Raw genomic sequence first — 17,617 nt, 5'->3', positions numbered from 1 at the left:
TATGCGTTAGGGATTGCAGTGTAAATCCTTTTTGCGAGGCACGAGCAAAAAGATTGCAACGCAACCCCCGACCCGCAGGGAAACGCCCAAAAACAACTCAAAACTATCCGTTTTAGGCTACAAATCACATTCAAAATCCACTTACTTATGCGTTAGGGATTGCAGTGAAAATCCTTTTTGTGAGGAACAAGCAAAAAGATTGCAGCGTAAAGCCCGACCCGCAGGGAAACGCCCAAAACCAGATTAAAATGCTCAATAATTAACCATAAACCGAAAAATCAAGTATTACCCCAATCCTACATCTAAAGTCATCATTAGCACAAAACCGCCCACAAAACCCAGTGTTGATAAATCGGTGTGCTTTCCCTGTTGCGCTTCGGGCACTACTTCTTCTATCACAACAAAAATCATCGCTCCAGCCGCAAAACAGAGCGCATACGGTAAAATAGGCTGAAAGGTAAGGACCGCCCATGCCCCTAAAACCGCCGCCACGGGCTCCACAATAGCCGAAAGTTGGCCATAATTGAAACTTTTCCATCGGCTTAGGCCCTGCCTGCGCAGTGGCATCGCTACCGCAAAACCTTCCGGAAAGTTCTGTAATCCTATCCCGATCGCCAGTGCTACCGCCCCGCCTATGCTTGCTCCATCAAAACCTGCAGCCACGCCGCCAAAAAGTACGCCTACCGCAAGCCCCTCAGGGATATTGTGCAATGTGATCGCCAGGGTTAGTAATATAGAGCGGTGCCAGGGGGTTTTGATCCCTTCTTTGTCTTCCATCTTAAAATTGACGTGCAGGTGCGGTAAGATTTTATCCAGCCCAAACAAAAAGGCAGCGCCCATACTAAATCCTACCACTGCGGGAAGCACTTTTTCAAAACCCTCCCCCGGACTCATCTCTATTCCCGGGGCCAGTAAACTCCAAAAACTTGCAGCCACCATAACTCCGCCGGTAAAACCAAGCATGGCATCAAAAAGTGCACGGTTCATATCTTTAAAAAAGAAGACCAGGCTCGCCCCCAGCGCGGTAACGCCCCAGGTAAAAAGCGTGGCATACAATGCGGCCCAGATAGGGTCAATTTCTTCAAAAAAGGTGATAACTTCATTCATAATGGTCTGTTTTTAAGCAATAAATACGGGTATACTCACGCGGTGCCGAACGGTGTCCACCGTTGTTCCAAAAACGATATCCTTAAATAAGGTATGGCCGTGACCGCCCAGTACGAGCAGATCAAAGGAACCCGTGTTTATAATCTGCGGAATACTCTTTTTAGGAGAACCAAAACCTAAGGCAACGTTTATGGAGTAGCCTTGTTTTTCCAATTCTTTTCTATAAGATTCCAGCACATTTTTATCGCTTTCGGTTTCTAAATCTCTAATATCTTTTCCGTAGAGCAATGCCCCCGGTGTTTCCACGCTATGAATAAGCGTATATTTTGCCTGTAATCCGCCCATTTGCAGTGCTGCGGCAATCGTCTTTCGGTCTGCAGTAGAAAAATCCACCGCAATACCAATGTTAAAGTACCCTGCTACGCTCGCAATATCGTTCAAACTGCCTTTTTCTACGTGTGGTACCATAGCGCGCTGTCCTATCGCCCCTTTTATTAAAATTGGTTTTACGGTGATGTAGATGAGCAGTAGCACGGCTCCCAGTATGAACGGTAACACCAGCATATAAATGTAAAGTGTGTTTTCGCTCAAAGCGATCCATTCTTTGACCTCGTCAATGACTAATTTGGCATTTAGCCCTACGATAACCACAGTTATGATCCACGATAAAATACGCATGGGCCATTTGATGTGATGGCCCTTCATGGTTTTTTTATCGCTCACGAAGTGAATAAGCGGAATCATGGCAAAGCCCAACTGTAAACTCAAAACCACCTGACTGAGCACCAGGAGTTCACCAAGGCCTTTTTCGCCGTAATAAAACACGGTAATAAGCGCGGGTACAATTGCTATAAGCCGCGTTGCCAGACGGCGTACCCAGGGCTGAATCCTTAAATTAAGGTAGCCTTCCATAACGACCTGACCGGCGAGCGTACCGGTAAGGGTAGAACTTTGCCCAGCGGCGATCAGCGCGACAGCAAAAAGTATGGGGGCCCATTGCGTGCCCAGCAATCCCTGTAATAATTTATGCGCATCAGTAATATCTGCCACTTCATAAAGTCCGTTTTTAAAAAATACCGACGCGGCAAGGATCAGAATGGCTGCATTAACAAGAAAAGCAAGGTTCAGCGCTATCGCGGAATCCAAAAAATTAAGCCGAAGCGCCCTTTTTATTCCCTTCGGGTTATTTTCAATTTCCCGTGTTTGTACAAGCGAAGAATGCAGGTACAAATTATGCGGCATGACCGTGGCGCCTATGATCCCAATGGCAATATACAACGCCGCATTACTGGGCATTGAGGGAACAAAACCAGCCATGAGTTCGCTTACGTCTGGCTTAGAGAAAAAGAGTTCCAGAAAGAACGAAACAGCAATTATAAAAATAAGGCAAACGATAAACGCTTCCATTTTCCTGATGCCTTTGTTCAGCAGAAAAAGGAGCAAAAAACTATCTAGAACGGTAATGCACACGCCCCATATGATGGGCAGCCCAAAAAGCAGGTTAAGACCTATGGCCATACCAATTACCTCGGCGAGGTCACAGGCTGCAATCGCGATTTCAGCAAGGATCCACAGCACAAAATTTACAAAACGCGGGTAAATCTCCCGTGAAGCCTGCGCCAGGTCTACTCCCCGCACAATCCCCAGCCGGCTACAAAGACTTTGTAGCAGGAGCGCCATTATATTTGACATCAGTAATACCCACAACAAAGAATAGCCAAAGGCACTGCCCCCCGCAATATCAGTCGCCCAGTTACCGGGATCCATATATCCCACGCTCACCAGATAGGCCGGACCCAGAAAGGAAAGAATACGTTTCCATCCCGTCTTTTTCCCTGAGGTATTAACCGAACCATGGACTTCTCCCAGTGATTTTCTGGATTTGTCGTTACTCATCAAAAAATGACATTATGTGGATCATTGCAAAAAAAATGTGCTGTTTCAACCTATATTTTAAAAACGAACATAAATATTCTCTGTGGCAATTTTAGAAAGGAGCAGTTCTTTTCCATCCACTTTGACGGTCATGCTCTGGTCAAATTCTTCAATACCCAAAATTTCAATGGCACTTCCCAGTTTTATCTGCTGCTTATCCAGAAATTGAAGAAACGAAGAAGAGGTGTCATTCACACCTATACATTTTCCCTGATCGCCACTTTTTAACTGGGAAATACGCTTCTTTTCCATCGCCAGCATCTTTCCCTGTGCATCAGGTATGGGATCACCGTGTGGATCCTGCTTGGGATAGCCCAGAAACCTATCAAGTTCACGCACGAGTTTTTCAGAATGAATATGTTCTAATTGCTCTGCGACATCGTGAATCTCGTCCCAGCTAAAATTCAATTTTTCTGCAAGAAAAGTTTCCCACAGCCGGTGTTTGCGTATGACGCTCAAGGCCAGTTTCTCTCCGTTTTCATTCAGCAGCACCCCTTGATACGGTTTGTAGCGTACCAACTTTTTCTCATGCAGCTTTTTGATCATTTCTGTGGTGGAAGCTGGTTTTGTTTCCAGATGCTGCGCCAGTGCGGTCGTGCTCACGCCCGTAGTGTGCTCTTTTTGCAGGATATAAATGGATTTTAAATAATTTTCTTCGGAAAGCGTCATTCTATTTTTAATTATTCCGTAAAAATACGCTAAAATATTTAAATATATTTTTTAGGTTTGCCTAAATATTATTTTTAATTTGTCCTGCATGAAATTTAGAAAACTCCTATTTATACTGACTTTTAGCGTTTTTGGAGGCGTTTTTAGCCAAAAACAACCTATTTTAAAAGGTCAGGTTGTCAATAGCGGGCAAGCAGTTCCCTTTGCAAGCATTCAGATTTCAGGTAGTGATCAGGGTGTTGCGGCAGATCAGGAGGGTAATTTTGAATTAGCTCTATCTCAGGAAAAGTTTACCCTACTTATACAGGCGGTAGGATTTAAGAGCCTTAAAAAAGAACTGAACCAGAAAGAGCTGGGCGATGGGCGTTTGCAGTTTGACCTTGTGGAAGATTTACTCGGTCTTGAAGAAGTGGTAATAAGCGCGACCCGAAACCGCTTAAGCAAGAAAAAAGCACCCGTGATCGTTAACGTGCTCGCACCAAAACTTTTTAGGGCCACCCAGTCCATATCCCTTGCTGATGGGCTCAATTATCAACCTGGCGTACGGGTGGAAACAAACTGCCAGAATTGCGGTTTTACACAAGTTCGCCTTAATGGGCTGGGTGGGCAATACACGCAGATTTTAGTCAACAGCAAACCGGTTTTTAGTGCCCTGAACGGTGTTTATGGCCTGGAGCAAATTCCGGTAAGTATCATAGATCGTGTAGAAGTCGTGCGCAGTGGTGGTTCGGCGCTTTTTGGTTCTAATGCCATTGCGGGAACCATTAACGTGATTACCAAAGAACCGGTGAATGATAGCTGGGAAGTGAACTCTAATTTTGGTTTTATTGACGGCAAAATACCAGATCGTAGCGTGAATATCAACGGTTCTATCGTAAGTGAAGACCTAACAAGTGGGGTAACCTTATATGGTATGTTCAGGGACAGAAATGCGTATGATGCAAACAGCGATGGTTTTAGCGAGATCACAAAGCTCATCAACAATTCGCTGGGCGCAAAGGCTTTCTACCGCCCCAATGACAATAGCAGGATAGGCGTAGATTTTACCGCAATTCGGGAATTCCGCCGTGGCGGGGACCATTTAGAATTTGCCCCGCAGTTTACTGATATTACCGAAGAACTTGACCACAACACGATTTTTACAGGTATTGATTACGCGCTTTACAACGATGCCCATACCAATGATCTTAATATTTATGCATCAGTGCAGCATACAGGTCGCGGGAGTTATTATGGTGGCCTGGGAGGAGGCCGAACCGCGGCAGATTCTTCCGCGGCAAATAATGCCTTTGGCACTACTAAAGATCTTGCTTTTGTAGCCGGAACAAAATACACCCACACCTATAAAAACGACGACATACTTACAACGGGAGTCGAATTTCAATTGAACGATACAGATGACGCCATACCGGGGTACAACCGCGTGGTAGATCAAAAAGTACACACGTACGGACTTTATGGTCAATACGAGTGGAAACCCACAGAAAAATTCACCGCGTTAGTGGGCGCGAGACTGGATCATGTTGATGTAAACGGTTTCTACACGGTTCAAAATATTAAACGTCAATCTCAGGTGAAGCAAACAGTCTTGAGTCCGCGGTTGACGCTTTTGTACAATATTACCGATGCCTTGCAGTTCCGGGGAGGTTATGCTCGTGGATTTCGGGCTCCGCAGGCTTTTAATGAAGAACTGCATATTTCATCTGTGGGAGGCGAACAGCGCTTTGTGATACTTGCAGATAACCTCAAGAGCGAATTTTCAAATGCGTATACCGCTTCCCTAAATTTTACGAAAGAATATAATAAGCTCCAGACCAATTTGCTTGTGGAAGGCTTTCATACGACTTTACAGGATCCTTTTACGATCGTAAGTACCGGTGCTTCCCTGCCCAAAGGTTCTATACTTGAAGAATCACGCAATGGCGCCGGCGCACGGGTTACCGGATTGAATTTGGAATTAAGTATATCGCCCAGTTCAAAGCTTTTTTTTCGAGCTGGTGCAACGTTTCAGCAGTCGGTTTATAAGGAAGCTCAGCTTCTTTTTGAGGCAGACGAAATTTTTGCCGGTGAACAGGATGTATTGCTGAAAGATTTTGAACGCTCCCCCAATGTATATGGTTTTTTAAATTCAAATTGGCAGGTCAGTGAAACGGTTGGCCTTGACGTTACCGGAAGCTACACCGGCCCCATGATCGTACCGCATGTAATCAATCCAGCTTCAGGTTTTATAGATCTTGTGAATACCGAAGCTTTTTTTGACCTCACAACTAAGCTTACCTATCATTTTGATCTGACCGAAACCTTGCACGTAGAACTAAGTGGTGGCGTTCAGAATGTATTTGATAGTTATCAAAATGATTTTGATAGCGGCGCACTTCGGGATTCAGATTACATATATGGTCCCAATCGCCCAAGAACGGCATTTTTTGGGGTAAAATTTGGTGATTTTTAAGCTTAATTCATGAAAAATATCCTTCTTTTCAGCATTTTTTTCTACTACGGAATGTCTCCTGTGACAGCACAAAAAGATAAAATCAATTGGCAAACCTGGTCTGAATTAGAAGCATCCCTAAAAAAAGAACCAAAACCTGTGTTCCTGTTTTTTGAGGCAGACTGGTGCGTGTACTGCAAAAAGATTAAGCGGGAGATATTCACAAAAAAGGAGGTTATTGCAAAATTCAACAGCGCGTACTATTCGGTAAAAATGAATGTGGAAAGCAGGGATACTATTTACTTTGATGGTATGACCTTTACTAATGAACAAGCCAAGACCCAACGCCATGGCGTGCACCAACTCCCCTTGTTACTGGCATCACGGGAGGGAAAAGCTTTTAGTCTTCCCGCAACACTTCTTCTCGACAAAAGTTTTAATGTACAACAACGTGTTTTTGAATATTATACGTCTTCACGCTTGCTGGAGCTTCTTCAATGACTATTGGAATTTTAAACGAAACGCGTAAAAAATAATTCTCACTGCTTGAAATTAGTGTCCTAAAGATGTTAAAAACAAGTGCAATTACATATTCGGTTGTTTTTTAAGATTTATAGGATGCAATTATGCTCTAAATATCTCCAGAATTTTGTAAAATTGATAACTTAATCGTTTTAGCCAACTTCAATAATGTAAATGCACCAGATGAAAAAACTATTATTTTGGATTTTTTGTTTATACTGTTTAGTCTATCAATTTTCTGCAAACGCCCAGCAACGACAGGCCCCGGCGTATCCTCTGGTAACCCATGATCCCTATTTTAGTATCTGGTCCCTGGGCGATACCATAAACGCACAACCTACTTCGCACTGGACGGGAACAGACCAGTCCCTGCTAGGAATGATAGAGGTTGATGGGAAAGTATACCGCTTTTTAGGAAATGAAACCAAAAGCTACACAGAAGTTTTGCCAACTGCCGAAAACCAGGAATACGCCGTTAAAATCACCGAAAAACAGCCTAAAAATGGCTGGGAAAAGGTAGATTTTGATGATTCTGGATGGAAAATGGCCTCTCCTCCCTTTGGTGATAATGGCGATGTGGCAACCCAGTGGCAGAGTGATGACCTCTGGTACCGCCGCAGTTTTGACCTTGATTCAACACATTTTAACTCGCTTTTCCTCAAACTGCACCACGATGATAATGTCGAGGTGTTTCTCAATGGCGCCCCCATTTATGAAAAAGAAGGTTGGAACAGTGAGTTCGATTATTTTGCCATTCCCGAGAGCGTAGGCAAAAACCTTAAAGCTACCGGAAATATTTTGGCTATTCATGTAAAAAACACTGCTGGCGGCCGCTATCTTGATGCGGGGATCGTAAATGAAGAACCAATGAAAAATACGGTCACTGCCGCCACACAGACAGGACTGGACTTTACTGCCACACAAACCACCTACAGTTTGACGTGCGGCGGTGTAGATGTAACCCTCACTTTTACTTCGCCATTGCTTATGGACGATCTGGATCTTATGGCACGGCCGGTTTCCTATATTTCGGTAGAAACGGCTCCTAATGATAACAAAACGCATGATGTCCAAGTGTACTTGGGAGCTTCTTCCCGTATCGCTTCTAATACCGCAAGTCAGGAGATGACCGCAACTTCTGGCAGTACGGCGAACCTATCTTTCCTAAAATCAGGAACCGAGTCACAGCCCATTTTAGAGAAAAAAGGGGATGATATTCGTATAGACTGGGGCTACATGTACTTGGCTGCGCCGAAAGAAGCAAAAACCACCCAAAGTATTACCGAAGCTTCGGGAGTTTCTGGGATATTTTCAAGTGAAAATGCCTCAAAATCGGTTGATTCTGGGAAGAATTTGATGCTCAATACCCTGTTTCCGAAGGAAAAACTTTCAGAAGCCAAAGAACATCTGATCATGCTGGCCTATGATGATGTTTATTCCATCAATTATTTTGGGGAACAACTTCGTCCCTGGTGGAACCTGAACGGAAAAAACACTATCGAAAACGAGATGGAACTGGCCTATTCTGGATATGCAGAAATTATTAAAAAGTGCCAGGCTTTTGATAAAAAACTTTATGAGGATGGCGTGAAAGCCGGTGGCGAGAAGTACGCCGAATTGCTTGAAATAGGCTACCGCCAGAGTATCGCTGCGCATAAACTGACCAAGAGTCCACAAGGGGAAATCCTTTTTCTTTCCAAAGAAAATAACAGCAATGGCTCCATAAATACGGTGGATATTACCTATCCTTCCGCGCCACTTTATCTTGTTTATAATCCTGATTTGTTAAAGGGAATGATGAACGGCATCTTCTATTATTCGGAAAGCGGAAAGTGGAAAAAACCTTTTCCGGCACACGATTTAGGCACCTATCCCATTGCAACCGGACAAACCTACGGTGAAGATATGCCGGTGGAAGAGGCCGGAAATATGGTTGTGCTTAGTGCGGCAATTACTAAAGTAGATGGAAATGCTGACTATGCCAAAAAACACTGGGAAAGCCTTAGCAAATGGGCAAACTACCTTTCAGAAGCGGGGCTTGATCCTGCAAACCAACTCTCAACAGACGATTTCTCCGGTCATCTGGCGCGTAATGCAAACCTGGCGGTAAAAGCGATCGTGGGTGTGGGCGGTTATGGCTATATGGCAAAAATGGCCGGGAAGGATGAGGAAGCTAAAAAATATACCCAAATGGCCAGAAGTATGGGGGAAGAATGGACAAAACTCGCAGACGCCGGCGATCATTATGCCCTGACCTATGATGACAAAAACACATGGAGCCAGAAATACAATCTGGTTTGGGACAAACTTTTAAAGCTCAATATTTTCCCGAAATCTGTTTTCAAAAAGGAGATCGATTTTTATTTAACTAAACAGAATGAATATGGACTCCCGCTGGATAACCGTGCGGATTATACCAAATCTGACTGGATCTTATGGACGGCCACGCTCTCAGATGAGGATGTTACCTTTAAAAAACTGGCCCACCCCGTCTATAAATTCGCCATTGAAACGCCTGATCGCGTGCCCATGAGCGACTGGCACTTTACAACCAGTGGTAAACAGCGCGGCTTTAAGGCGCGCAGCGTGGTGGGAGGTTATTTTATCAAACTACTGGAGCAGGAATGGAAATAAAACTCCGCTGTAAAAACCGAATTTAGAATCAGTTGAAGCGATAACTTACACCCGCCTGTACAAAGTATTCCTGATCTGTATCAAAACCGGTACCCGTACTTAAATCTAACTGAAAGTCTGGATTTATAAGATAGGAAAAACCGGCATCCCAGGAATTTTCACCTTGATCGCCTTCGGGCAGTGAGCCGTAAACCTCTGCAAATCCAGAAAGATCGCCTATGATGGTACGTCCATAAGATAAAGTATAGGAATACGATGGCTGTGGAGCATCGCCGTCCCATTGCACACCCACGTTATACGTGATACTGGACTCCGCATCTAAGGTATTTGAAAAAGTCAATAGCATTTGACCACCTGTATAATCGCTTTTAAAATCGTTCCCGGCTGCGAAGGGAAGGAAGAGATTTCCTATAACGGCCATTTGTGGCAGAATTCCATTTTCTTGTGCAATGCCTACTTTAAAACTTGCTATCAATGGTGTAAAACCAGCCATTTTATCATTGATTTCCACACCAGATACTTCTGTTGTAATTTCCTGCGCATCCCATGAAAGACGTACTTCAAAATTATCGAGCAATCCATAACGCAAATAAGTGTTGTTATAGGTCCAAAATTTTTCCCTTACGTTGCCGTATTTAAGTTCCTGATATTGTGATCCGGTTTCCACCTGAAATACACCTTTTTGAAGCACACCCGTACCAAAGCTGGCGCCCGGCCGTTCTGTAAAAATGGGTTCTTCAACTTCCTGGGCAAAAAGTGTTGCGCAACACAAAAGGCTTAGGGCAGATAATATAATTTTTTTCATACTAGGTTTTATGATTAAGTTTGGTAAAGCAAAGCTATGACAGGAACGGTGGCAATCTTGTCACACTACATAATTTAACGTTCATGCATAAAAAGCCACTTGACAGTGTCATATTATCAGTGGGTTCTCCTCTATTTAAGCATAATGATCAAAAAAACAGCATACGATTATATTATTCTGGGTGCCGGACTTTCAGGTCTTACGCTTGCCTTGAGAATTACTGAGGACCCCTTTTTTAAGGATAAGGAAATACTCATTTTAGACCGAAAGGAAAAAATAGAAAACGACCGCACCTGGTGTTTCTGGCATCAGGGAAAGAGTCGCTGGGAGAATATAATAAGCAAAAAATGGTATAAAATAGGCTTTAAAACCACCGATTTTGATGCTAAAATCCCGATTTCTCCTTATAGCTATAACAAAATAACAGGTTTGGATTTTTATACATACTGCTTTGAGCAACTCAAAAAAAATAACCGGATATCTTTTAAAACCGAAGCCTTTGAATCTTTTGAAGAAACTGCGGCTGGCGTTAGAGTACATACGAAAGCACAGACCTACACATCAAAAAAACTCTTCAATAGCATTCTTCCCCCAGAGGTTTTAAAGAAACAGCACAATGATATCATCTTGAACCAGCATTTCATAGGTTGGTTTATAACCACCTCAAAACCTGTTTTTGATCCGGAAACGGCCGTTTTTATGGATTTTAGCATTCCGCAGGAGGGAAATACGCGTTTTATGTATGTAATGCCCACTTCACCTACAGAAGCACTGGTAGAGTACACGCTCTTTTCGGAAAAATTATTGCCTGACGAAACCTATGAAAATGGTATCAAAAACTACCTAGAACAGCATAAAATTGACCATTATACCATTACTGAAAAAGAACAGGGCTGTATCCCTATGACCGTTTTCACGTTTGAAAAAAGGAACTCAAAACATGTCATAAACATAGGCACGGCAGGCGGGTGGACGCGGGCCAGTACAGGTTTCACCTTCACCTACACACAAAAGCGCACCGAAGAGTTGGTTGCTTTTTTAAAGCAGGAAAATGACTTAAGAAAATTCAAAATTAATGACCGCTACCGGTGGTACGACCGTATTTTTCTGGATGTGCTTTACCGCAAAAACGAACAGGGTAGCCGTATTTTTGAGGCCATGTTCAAAAACAACCCCACTGACCGTATTTTCAGGTTTCTGGATGGGGAAAGCTCTATCGCAGAAGATTTTAAAATCATCTGGAGCCTACCTAAAAAAGAATTTATAAAATCTGTTTTAGGACTAAAATGAAAAAGGGCATAGCTTATCTTTGAATTTTACAACTTAAATCATGATGGAAATCAAAAATACCACTCTGGAAGAATTTTACAAAGAAGCTGCTGCTTTTACCGGTAAGGACATTAACGACATATTACCTCCAGAAATTCATAAAGAAATAGGGCATTTTAACCTCTTTGACATTGCGGAAACCATAAGGGAAAGCAAACAAAAAACCAAATGCCCTATAACCGCCGCGCTTATTATAAAATAAGTCTGATACGCGGAAAAAACAGGGCAGAATACGCCGATAAAATTATTGAAATTGAGCATAATGCGCTTCTTTTTGCCACCCCAAAGGTACCCTATCACTGGGTTCCGCTAGATGAAAATCAGCAGGGCACTTTTTGTATTTTCACGGATACCTTTTTAGGGAAAAACAAAAGCGGACTCCAGCTTGACAAATTACCTTTGTTTCAGCCGGGCAGCATTCCGGTATTTGAAATTAATGATGATCAGGCCGAAGAAATTGCTTTTCTTTTTGAAAAAATGAAAAATGAAATTATTTCAGATTATGAGTATAAATATGATTTGCTGCGTACGTATTTAATAGAACTTATACATTATGGTCAAAAATTGAAACCCTGCCATAAGGTGAACGAGGGTAAAAATGCAGCAAAACGTATTATCTCTCTTTTTATAGAATTACTTGAGCGACAATTCCCTATAGAATCTCCCGGCCAGCGGCTAAGCATGCGCTCTGCAACAGAATATGCAGAGCGACTGGCTATTCACGTAAATCACCTCAACAAAGTTTTAAAAGAAAATTTAGGAAACACCACAACCGAAATTATTACCCGCCGCATTCTCCAGGAAGCTAAAATCTTATTGAAACAAACCAATTGGAGCGTTTCTGAAATAGCCTATAGCCTTGGCTTTGAAGAGGTGGCACATTTTTCTAATTTCTTTAAAAAACAAACCAGTTTTTCTCCTGTTACATTCAGATCTTAATTTACGCCATCAGTAAAAATTTGAATTTTACAACAAAGTCTTTGATATTTGTAACACGTTGTTGCTCAATTCCCTTCAAATTTGCATTATTATTAATCTTAAAAAAAGCAAATGGAAACTAAAAACAAAGTTGCAATAATTACCGGCGGAAGCCGCGGTTTAGGTAAAGATATGGCACTTAGCCTGGCCAGAAACGGGACTGATATCATATTTACCTATCATACCAATAAAAAGGCAGCAGATGCGGTAGCGAGTCAGATTAACGACCTGGGGCAAAAAGCTATTGCTTTACAGTTGGACACATCAAAAATTGGCGGTTTTGATACTTTTATAAGCACGTTTACAAATTATTTAAAGGAGGAAACCGGCTATCCTAATTTTGATTTTCTAATCAATAATGCAGGTACAGCTTTATATACTCCTTTCATGGAGACCACGGAAGAGCAGTTTGATGAGATGCTCAATATACACTACAAAGGTGTGTTTTTTCTTACCCAAAAATTACTTCCTCTTATGAATGATGGGGGTCGCATTGTGAATATTTCATCAGGTTTGGCGCGTTTCAGCATACCTGGTTCTTCTGCTTATGCTTCTATGAAAGGCGCTTTAGAAGTGCTTACACGATACCTTGCCAGAGAGCTGGGGAGCCGAAAAATTACTGCTAATGTAATAGCACCGGGAGCGATAGAAACCGATTTTGGAAACGGTCACGTAAGAGACGATGAGAAAACCAATACTATGATTGCAAACCTGACAGCTCTGGGCCGTGCGGGTCAACCCGAAGACATAGGCGGCGTAGTGGCCTTTTTGTGCTCTGACGATGCTAGATGGGTAAATGGCCAGCGCATTGAAGTTTCGGGAGGAATGAATCTCTAATTTTACAAAGAAACAGCGGTTTACCATCTAAATCGCTGTTTTTATTTATAATAAAGTTACTAAACCTAAAATTATCGTGCCTAAAAATTCGCTATTTAAGCTAAATAGCGAATTTTTATCTTTTCAAGGTGAAATGTGCCTTAAACTCCACGGGCATCCCTTCTTCATCAACAAAGCGAACCTTGAACCAATAATCATCAGAAGGCATATTCTCTCCACGGAAAGTACCGTCCCAGCCGTTTCCGTCAGGGAATATGGTTTTCAGCAGTTTACCATAACGGTCAAATATTTCGATCTGTCCATCGGCATAACCTCTTAGTGATTCAATATTCCATGTATCATTGATACCGTCAGCATTTGGCGTAAAGAATTTTTGGTAATTCACCACATTTACGATGATCGTTGTTGCGGCACAATTACCCGTAATACCTCTTGCCGTAACCTCATGCTTACCAGAAGTAACATCGTAAAATTCATTACTGGCCTGGAATTCACCACCGTCAATTTGATATTCATAATCCCCATCGCCACTTACCACAATGACAGTGATTATCGAAACATCTGCAAAAGACTGATTTACTTCGGCTTCAATAATGGGCTCACTGGAGGCCAAAACTTCTACGGTTGTAGGGTTATAGTTACAGTCCGCCCCAACTTCGGGATTTATCTTTGTAGTTGAAACGGTATAGGTTCCTACTGCGGTGGCTTCATGTGTAGGCCCTACAGATACAACTTCGTTGTTTATTGACCAGGTAACCTCAAATTCAGCTGGATCTAGGCCAGATTCCAGGGTCAGGCTCTCAAGCACCTCGCCGGTTTCCGGATCTGTACATACCGTCCCACCTTCAACACTGAAATCCAGTAACGGATAGATCGTGACCTGAAAGAGATCTTCGTCAAAACAATCTGTATTGTTTTTAGCGGTAGCATAACGATAAATGGTATACGTACCGGGCTGGTCTAACGTAAGGTCTGAAGACGCGATAGGATCCTGACCGTTAGGTGCGCGATAATATGCTATATCAAAAACGGTTTGATCTAATGCCGGAAGGGTAAATGAACCACACGCTTCTATATCATTTATGGGTTCAATAAGGGGCGTTTCTGAAATAGTCACCGTAAAGTCATCAAAATCTTCACAGATAAACCGGGTGCCTTTGCGGGAGTAGACATAGATCTGCTGCGTTTCCACAATACGATCGCCAGCATTAAGGCGCGTACCTCTTCCGCGGGGAGCGGTGTAATAATTTCCATTGACCAGTTCTGGCAAAACATAAGCATCACAGGATACCACATCCTCAAATTCCCCTACCTCAACTCCTAAAATAGTAATATCAAAAGATTTATCATTGAAACAGCCTAACAGGTCATCATAAGCGTTATAGATCCATAGCGTTGTATTTTCTGAAAATACGGTCCCTGCCTCTAGCAATTCCCCTGTACCATTAGGTCCGCCTGCTTCAGTATAATACACACCATTTGTCAAAACAGGCAATTCATAGGTATCACAGGCGTAGACAGGGACAAAATTATCTATGGGTGGTTTAGGCCGAAGCGTGACCGAGAACTCATTTTCGTTAGTACAACCATCTACCTCATTGTTTACATAAATCGTCTGAGTAGCATTGATTTCACTTCCTGCCGGAAGTTGTGTGCCGCCACGGTCAGATTCTGTAAAATATTGTCCATTTGTAGTCTTGGGAAGTATATACGGTGCGTCATTTACACAAATTGATACATCCACAGGATTGTCAACTTTAGGTATGGGAGTGATTACAACATCAAAAGATAAGTCTTCGGTGCAGTTGTCCCCTGTCGTAACCTCCGCGTAGTAATACACGGGTCGTGAAACGGTAAGAGGGTTGTTTTTGGGAATCTCAATGCCCTGACCGTTGGCTTCAGTATAATAAGCACCTACCTCAATTTCAGGAAGATCGAAAGAACCACAATGGGGCAAATCACTGTTTGCTGCTTCAAAATATGCCAGAGTAGGAACTATAAAGATATTGAACTCAGAGGCATCGTTACAACGCGCATTCTCACTATAGGTATATATGGTCTGACTCGTGGTTATGACATCGCCGGCTTGCAAAGTCGTTCCCTGACCGTCTGCCTGAGTATTGTATTCACCATTTGCAAGAGCAGGCAATGTATAGGATCCACATACGATTTCATCCTCTGGTTTGCTTAGCGCTGGAAGGGGATCGATGGTTAAATCATACCCTTGATTTATACAAACACTTCCGTCAACTTCTGCATAGTAATAAACAGTTCGCGACGTAGTTATTGATTGTTCAGAATCGTATTCAGAACCACCGCCATTAGGACCATCTGCCGCGGTATAAAAAGCGCCTGCACCTTCTGGTAATAAAGGGAGAACATATTCACCGGCACAACCACGCGTGTCATCCAATTCAAATTTATCTGGCAGGGTAACCGTAAAGCTAGAAGTTTCGTTGGGACAACCCTCCGCAGATTCGTTATAAATGTAAATGGTCTGTGTGAATTGGGTATTTATTTCATCTCCTGGACTCAACGCAGTACCTTCTCCACCCGGAAGCAAATAGTATGTTCCATCGGTAATTTCTGGTAATATATAGCTGCCACACGTAACCACATCCTCCCTTACATCAACAGGGGGAAGATCGCCAACTTCTATAAGAAGCGTTACCACAACGTAGCATGTTGGCTCATCAACAAGTGCTACCCGAATATATACCGAACGCGAAGCGATGCCAGGGGGAATGGTATAGGTCGCAGTCGTATCTATAGGGCTAACCGCGTTTTCTGCATCACTGAGCGTATTGTGGTAGGTAATAGCATACCCATTTGGATCTTCACCATTCGGGAAAACAGGAAGGATCGTACTCAGGTCAATACTACCACTTTCCCCGGGAAGCAGACAAATTTCTATGGGAGCTGGCGGGTTTACATCAATGGGATCTGCCACACTCAGCTCAAAATCGTATTGTGCATCACAAAAACTGCCGTTTTCGATATTGCGGAGTTTAATAAAAATAGTTTGGTTACCCGCGCTGGCGTAAGAGGTTATTTCATTTGTGGGGATGGCAATTCCATTATCTAAATCCTCCTGGGAAGCATAATATAAAATCTCATAACCCAATCCGGTAATTCCCAATGTTTCTGCATTGTTTTCGGTAAGATCAAAAAGACTACTACCACTATTGCTGAAACAAGCTCCCACATCTACGGGTTCAGTAACCTGAAGATCGCTTACCACGACTTCATCCTCAAGCAGACATGAACTATTGCCTCTGGTAACTTCCACTTTATATGTGCCAGACTGGTCTATAGTAAGGTTTGTTTCTATTTCCCCGGGCAGAAGCACTCCGTTCCTAAACCACTCAAACGTGTAGCCTTCACCAGCAAGGCCAGACTCCAGCACGGTAGAGTCCCCACCGCAAAGACTAAAAGTTTCGCCCAGGTTAATACCTGTATTAAAACTTCCTGCAGAAAGAAAAATAGCAGAATCAAATCGCGTATCATTGGCATCGCCAATGACGATACGCATTTTATACCTACGGCCAGGGACTACATTAGAACTGGACGCTGTAAGTACGGAAGTATACCCGTTCATATTGATGGTAGACTCATTGTTATCTACTTCATAACTGGCGAACAAATCAGCATTTACAGAGGGACACGTAGGATTAAAGGCGGCATCTTTTATGTTTTGAACAGAGACCGGTGTAGTCCCACCGGGTATAACGCCCAGGTTTGTCTCTGTGCCATTCTCTAAATCTGTAAGAATAAAGGCCAGTACATCACTGGAGTTACATTGCTCATCGCCATATTCATTAGAAGCAAGAAGAAAGTCAAAGCTCAAAAAATTAGAAACCGGAACAAAGTCAAATTCCAGAAATGCAATCTCTTCTATTACAGCAGCACGTCCTGATTCATCTAAAAGTTGCTGCAAAAAGGGATCGGTATCGTTATTGAGTTGGCTATCCAAATTATTCCCGGTATAACCACCCGCTGTAAGTCCTGCATTACCGGTACGTATAATCACCCCATCGGCTATGGGAAATGCACCTCCATTATTAGTGAAGGAACCCGTGGCTTCTATGGAAGAGGAAGAGATATTTGAAATCTCTGCACAGGCATCGTTGAGCAACATATTTACTAAACTAGGCGCACTTTGTGAATTGTCAACACTTACGGTCTGAGAAAAACCTAAAGTAGTACATAAAAAAAGCAGTACCGTAAAAGCAACTTTCAAAGCCCCTATCTGCTGATTTACAACATTATAATTTTGCATTAAAGATGTGATTTGGAGTAGACTTTTTCACAAACTATCAATTTATGAATTAGAGGGCGCAAATTAAGAATTTAATTGCGATTGAATCCAT

At 42.7% G+C, this 17,617-nt stretch carries 12 protein-coding genes; 7 read left to right on the top strand and 5 right to left on the bottom strand.

The window, feature by feature from the left end; genetic code table 11:
• Positions 1-285: 285 nt before the first annotated feature.
• The 3 genes from P162_RS08870 to P162_RS08860 are packed head-to-tail and all read right to left on the bottom strand — an operon-like array spanning position 286 to position 3,711.
• A complete protein-coding gene (locus P162_RS08870) occupies positions 286-1,107 on the bottom strand; it encodes a ZIP family metal transporter (protein ID WP_031426966.1) in 822 nt (273 codons plus the stop codon).
• Between the two features lie 12 nt (positions 1,108-1,119).
• Complete coding sequence (locus tag P162_RS08865; RefSeq protein WP_031426965.1) at positions 1,120-3,003, bottom strand: Nramp family divalent metal transporter; 1,884 nt, start codon at positions 3,001-3,003, stop codon at positions 1,120-1,122.
• Positions 3,004-3,060: 57 nt separating this feature from the next.
• Positions 3,061-3,711 (bottom strand): metal-dependent transcriptional regulator, encoded by a 651-nt coding sequence (locus P162_RS08860; RefSeq protein WP_031426964.1) that lies wholly within the window; start codon positions 3,709-3,711, stop codon positions 3,061-3,063.
• 88 nt (positions 3,712-3,799) lie between these two features.
• On the opposite strand from P162_RS08860, the gene P162_RS08855 reads away from it, so the two are divergent.
• From P162_RS08855 to P162_RS08845, 3 genes are all read left to right on the top strand, one after another.
• Positions 3,800-6,163 carry a TonB-dependent receptor gene (locus tag P162_RS08855; protein ID WP_031426962.1) on the top strand — a complete coding sequence of 788 codons (2,364 nt, stop codon included), beginning with the start codon at positions 3,800-3,802 and terminating at the stop codon, positions 6,161-6,163.
• Between the two features lie 9 nt (positions 6,164-6,172).
• Positions 6,173-6,643, top strand: coding sequence for a thioredoxin family protein (locus P162_RS08850; RefSeq protein WP_031426960.1), 471 nt, complete (start codon positions 6,173-6,175; stop codon positions 6,641-6,643).
• A 204-nt stretch (positions 6,644-6,847) separates the two neighbouring features.
• Positions 6,848-9,298 (top strand): glutaminase family protein, encoded by a 2,451-nt coding sequence (locus P162_RS08845; protein WP_031426958.1) that lies wholly within the window; start codon positions 6,848-6,850, stop codon positions 9,296-9,298.
• A gap of 28 nt (positions 9,299-9,326) precedes the next feature.
• On the opposite strand, the gene P162_RS08840 is transcribed toward P162_RS08845, so the two are convergent.
• A complete protein-coding gene (locus P162_RS08840; RefSeq protein ID WP_031426956.1) occupies positions 9,327-10,103 on the bottom strand; it encodes a transporter in 777 nt (258 codons plus the stop codon).
• 144 nt (positions 10,104-10,247) lie between these two features.
• On the opposite strand from P162_RS08840, the gene P162_RS08835 reads away from it, so the two are divergent.
• The 4 genes from P162_RS08835 (at position 10,248) to P162_RS08825 (ending at position 13,247) form a co-directional block, all read left to right on the top strand.
• Positions 10,248-11,393, top strand: coding sequence for a lycopene cyclase family protein (locus P162_RS08835; protein ID WP_031426954.1), 1,146 nt, complete (start codon positions 10,248-10,250; stop codon positions 11,391-11,393).
• Between the two features lie 40 nt (positions 11,394-11,433).
• Positions 11,434-11,634, top strand: a complete 201-nt coding sequence (locus P162_RS17995; RefSeq protein ID WP_316931598.1) for a hypothetical protein — start codon at positions 11,434-11,436, stop codon at positions 11,632-11,634.
• Positions 11,601-12,371: a helix-turn-helix transcriptional regulator gene (locus P162_RS08830; protein WP_316931597.1), complete on the top strand. Its 771-nt coding sequence runs from the start codon at positions 11,601-11,603 to the stop codon at positions 12,369-12,371. Before P162_RS17995 ends, P162_RS08830 begins: the two co-directional genes overlap by 34 nt.
• A 111-nt stretch (positions 12,372-12,482) precedes the next feature.
• Positions 12,483-13,247: an SDR family NAD(P)-dependent oxidoreductase gene (locus P162_RS08825; protein WP_031426952.1), complete on the top strand. Its 765-nt coding sequence runs from the start codon at positions 12,483-12,485 to the stop codon at positions 13,245-13,247.
• Positions 13,248-13,362: 115 nt separating this feature from the next.
• On the opposite strand, the gene P162_RS08820 is transcribed toward P162_RS08825, so the two are convergent.
• Entirely contained in the window at positions 13,363-17,526 is a 4,164-nt protein-coding gene (locus P162_RS08820) for a T9SS type B sorting domain-containing protein (RefSeq protein WP_031426951.1), read from the bottom strand.
• Positions 17,527-17,617: the final 91 nt, after the last annotated feature.

Source organism: Flavimarina sp. Hel_I_48, from assembly GCF_000733945.1.
Lineage (GTDB): Bacteria > Bacteroidota > Bacteroidia > Flavobacteriales > Flavobacteriaceae > Leeuwenhoekiella.
Note: the sequence above shows the minus strand (reverse complement) of the source record. Positions and strands in the feature narration are given on the sequence as shown.

Excerpts from the sequence above, each read along its gene's own strand:
- P162_RS08870 (WP_031426966.1), bottom strand. The coding sequence starts at position 1,107 with ATGAATGAAGTTATCACCTTTTTTGAAGAAATTGACCCTATCTGGGCC.
- P162_RS08865 (WP_031426965.1), bottom strand. The coding sequence starts at position 3,003 with ATGAGTAACGACAAATCCAGAAAATCACTGGGAGAAGTCCATGGTTCG.
- P162_RS08860 (WP_031426964.1), bottom strand. The coding sequence starts at position 3,711 with ATGACGCTTTCCGAAGAAAATTATTTAAAATCCATTTATATCCTGCAA.
- P162_RS08855 (WP_031426962.1), top strand. The coding sequence starts at position 3,800 with ATGAAATTTAGAAAACTCCTATTTATACTGACTTTTAGCGTTTTTGGA.
- P162_RS08850 (WP_031426960.1), top strand. The coding sequence starts at position 6,173 with ATGAAAAATATCCTTCTTTTCAGCATTTTTTTCTACTACGGAATGTCT.
- P162_RS08845 (WP_031426958.1), top strand. The coding sequence starts at position 6,848 with ATGAAAAAACTATTATTTTGGATTTTTTGTTTATACTGTTTAGTCTAT.
- P162_RS08840 (WP_031426956.1), bottom strand. The coding sequence starts at position 10,103 with ATGAAAAAAATTATATTATCTGCCCTAAGCCTTTTGTGTTGCGCAACA.
- P162_RS08835 (WP_031426954.1), top strand. The coding sequence starts at position 10,248 with ATGATCAAAAAAACAGCATACGATTATATTATTCTGGGTGCCGGACTT.
- P162_RS17995 (WP_316931598.1), top strand. The coding sequence starts at position 11,434 with ATGATGGAAATCAAAAATACCACTCTGGAAGAATTTTACAAAGAAGCT.
- P162_RS08830 (WP_316931597.1), top strand. The coding sequence starts at position 11,601 with ATGCCCTATAACCGCCGCGCTTATTATAAAATAAGTCTGATACGCGGA.
- P162_RS08825 (WP_031426952.1), top strand. The coding sequence starts at position 12,483 with ATGGAAACTAAAAACAAAGTTGCAATAATTACCGGCGGAAGCCGCGGT.
- P162_RS08820 (WP_031426951.1), bottom strand. The coding sequence starts at position 17,526 with ATGCAAAATTATAATGTTGTAAATCAGCAGATAGGGGCTTTGAAAGTT.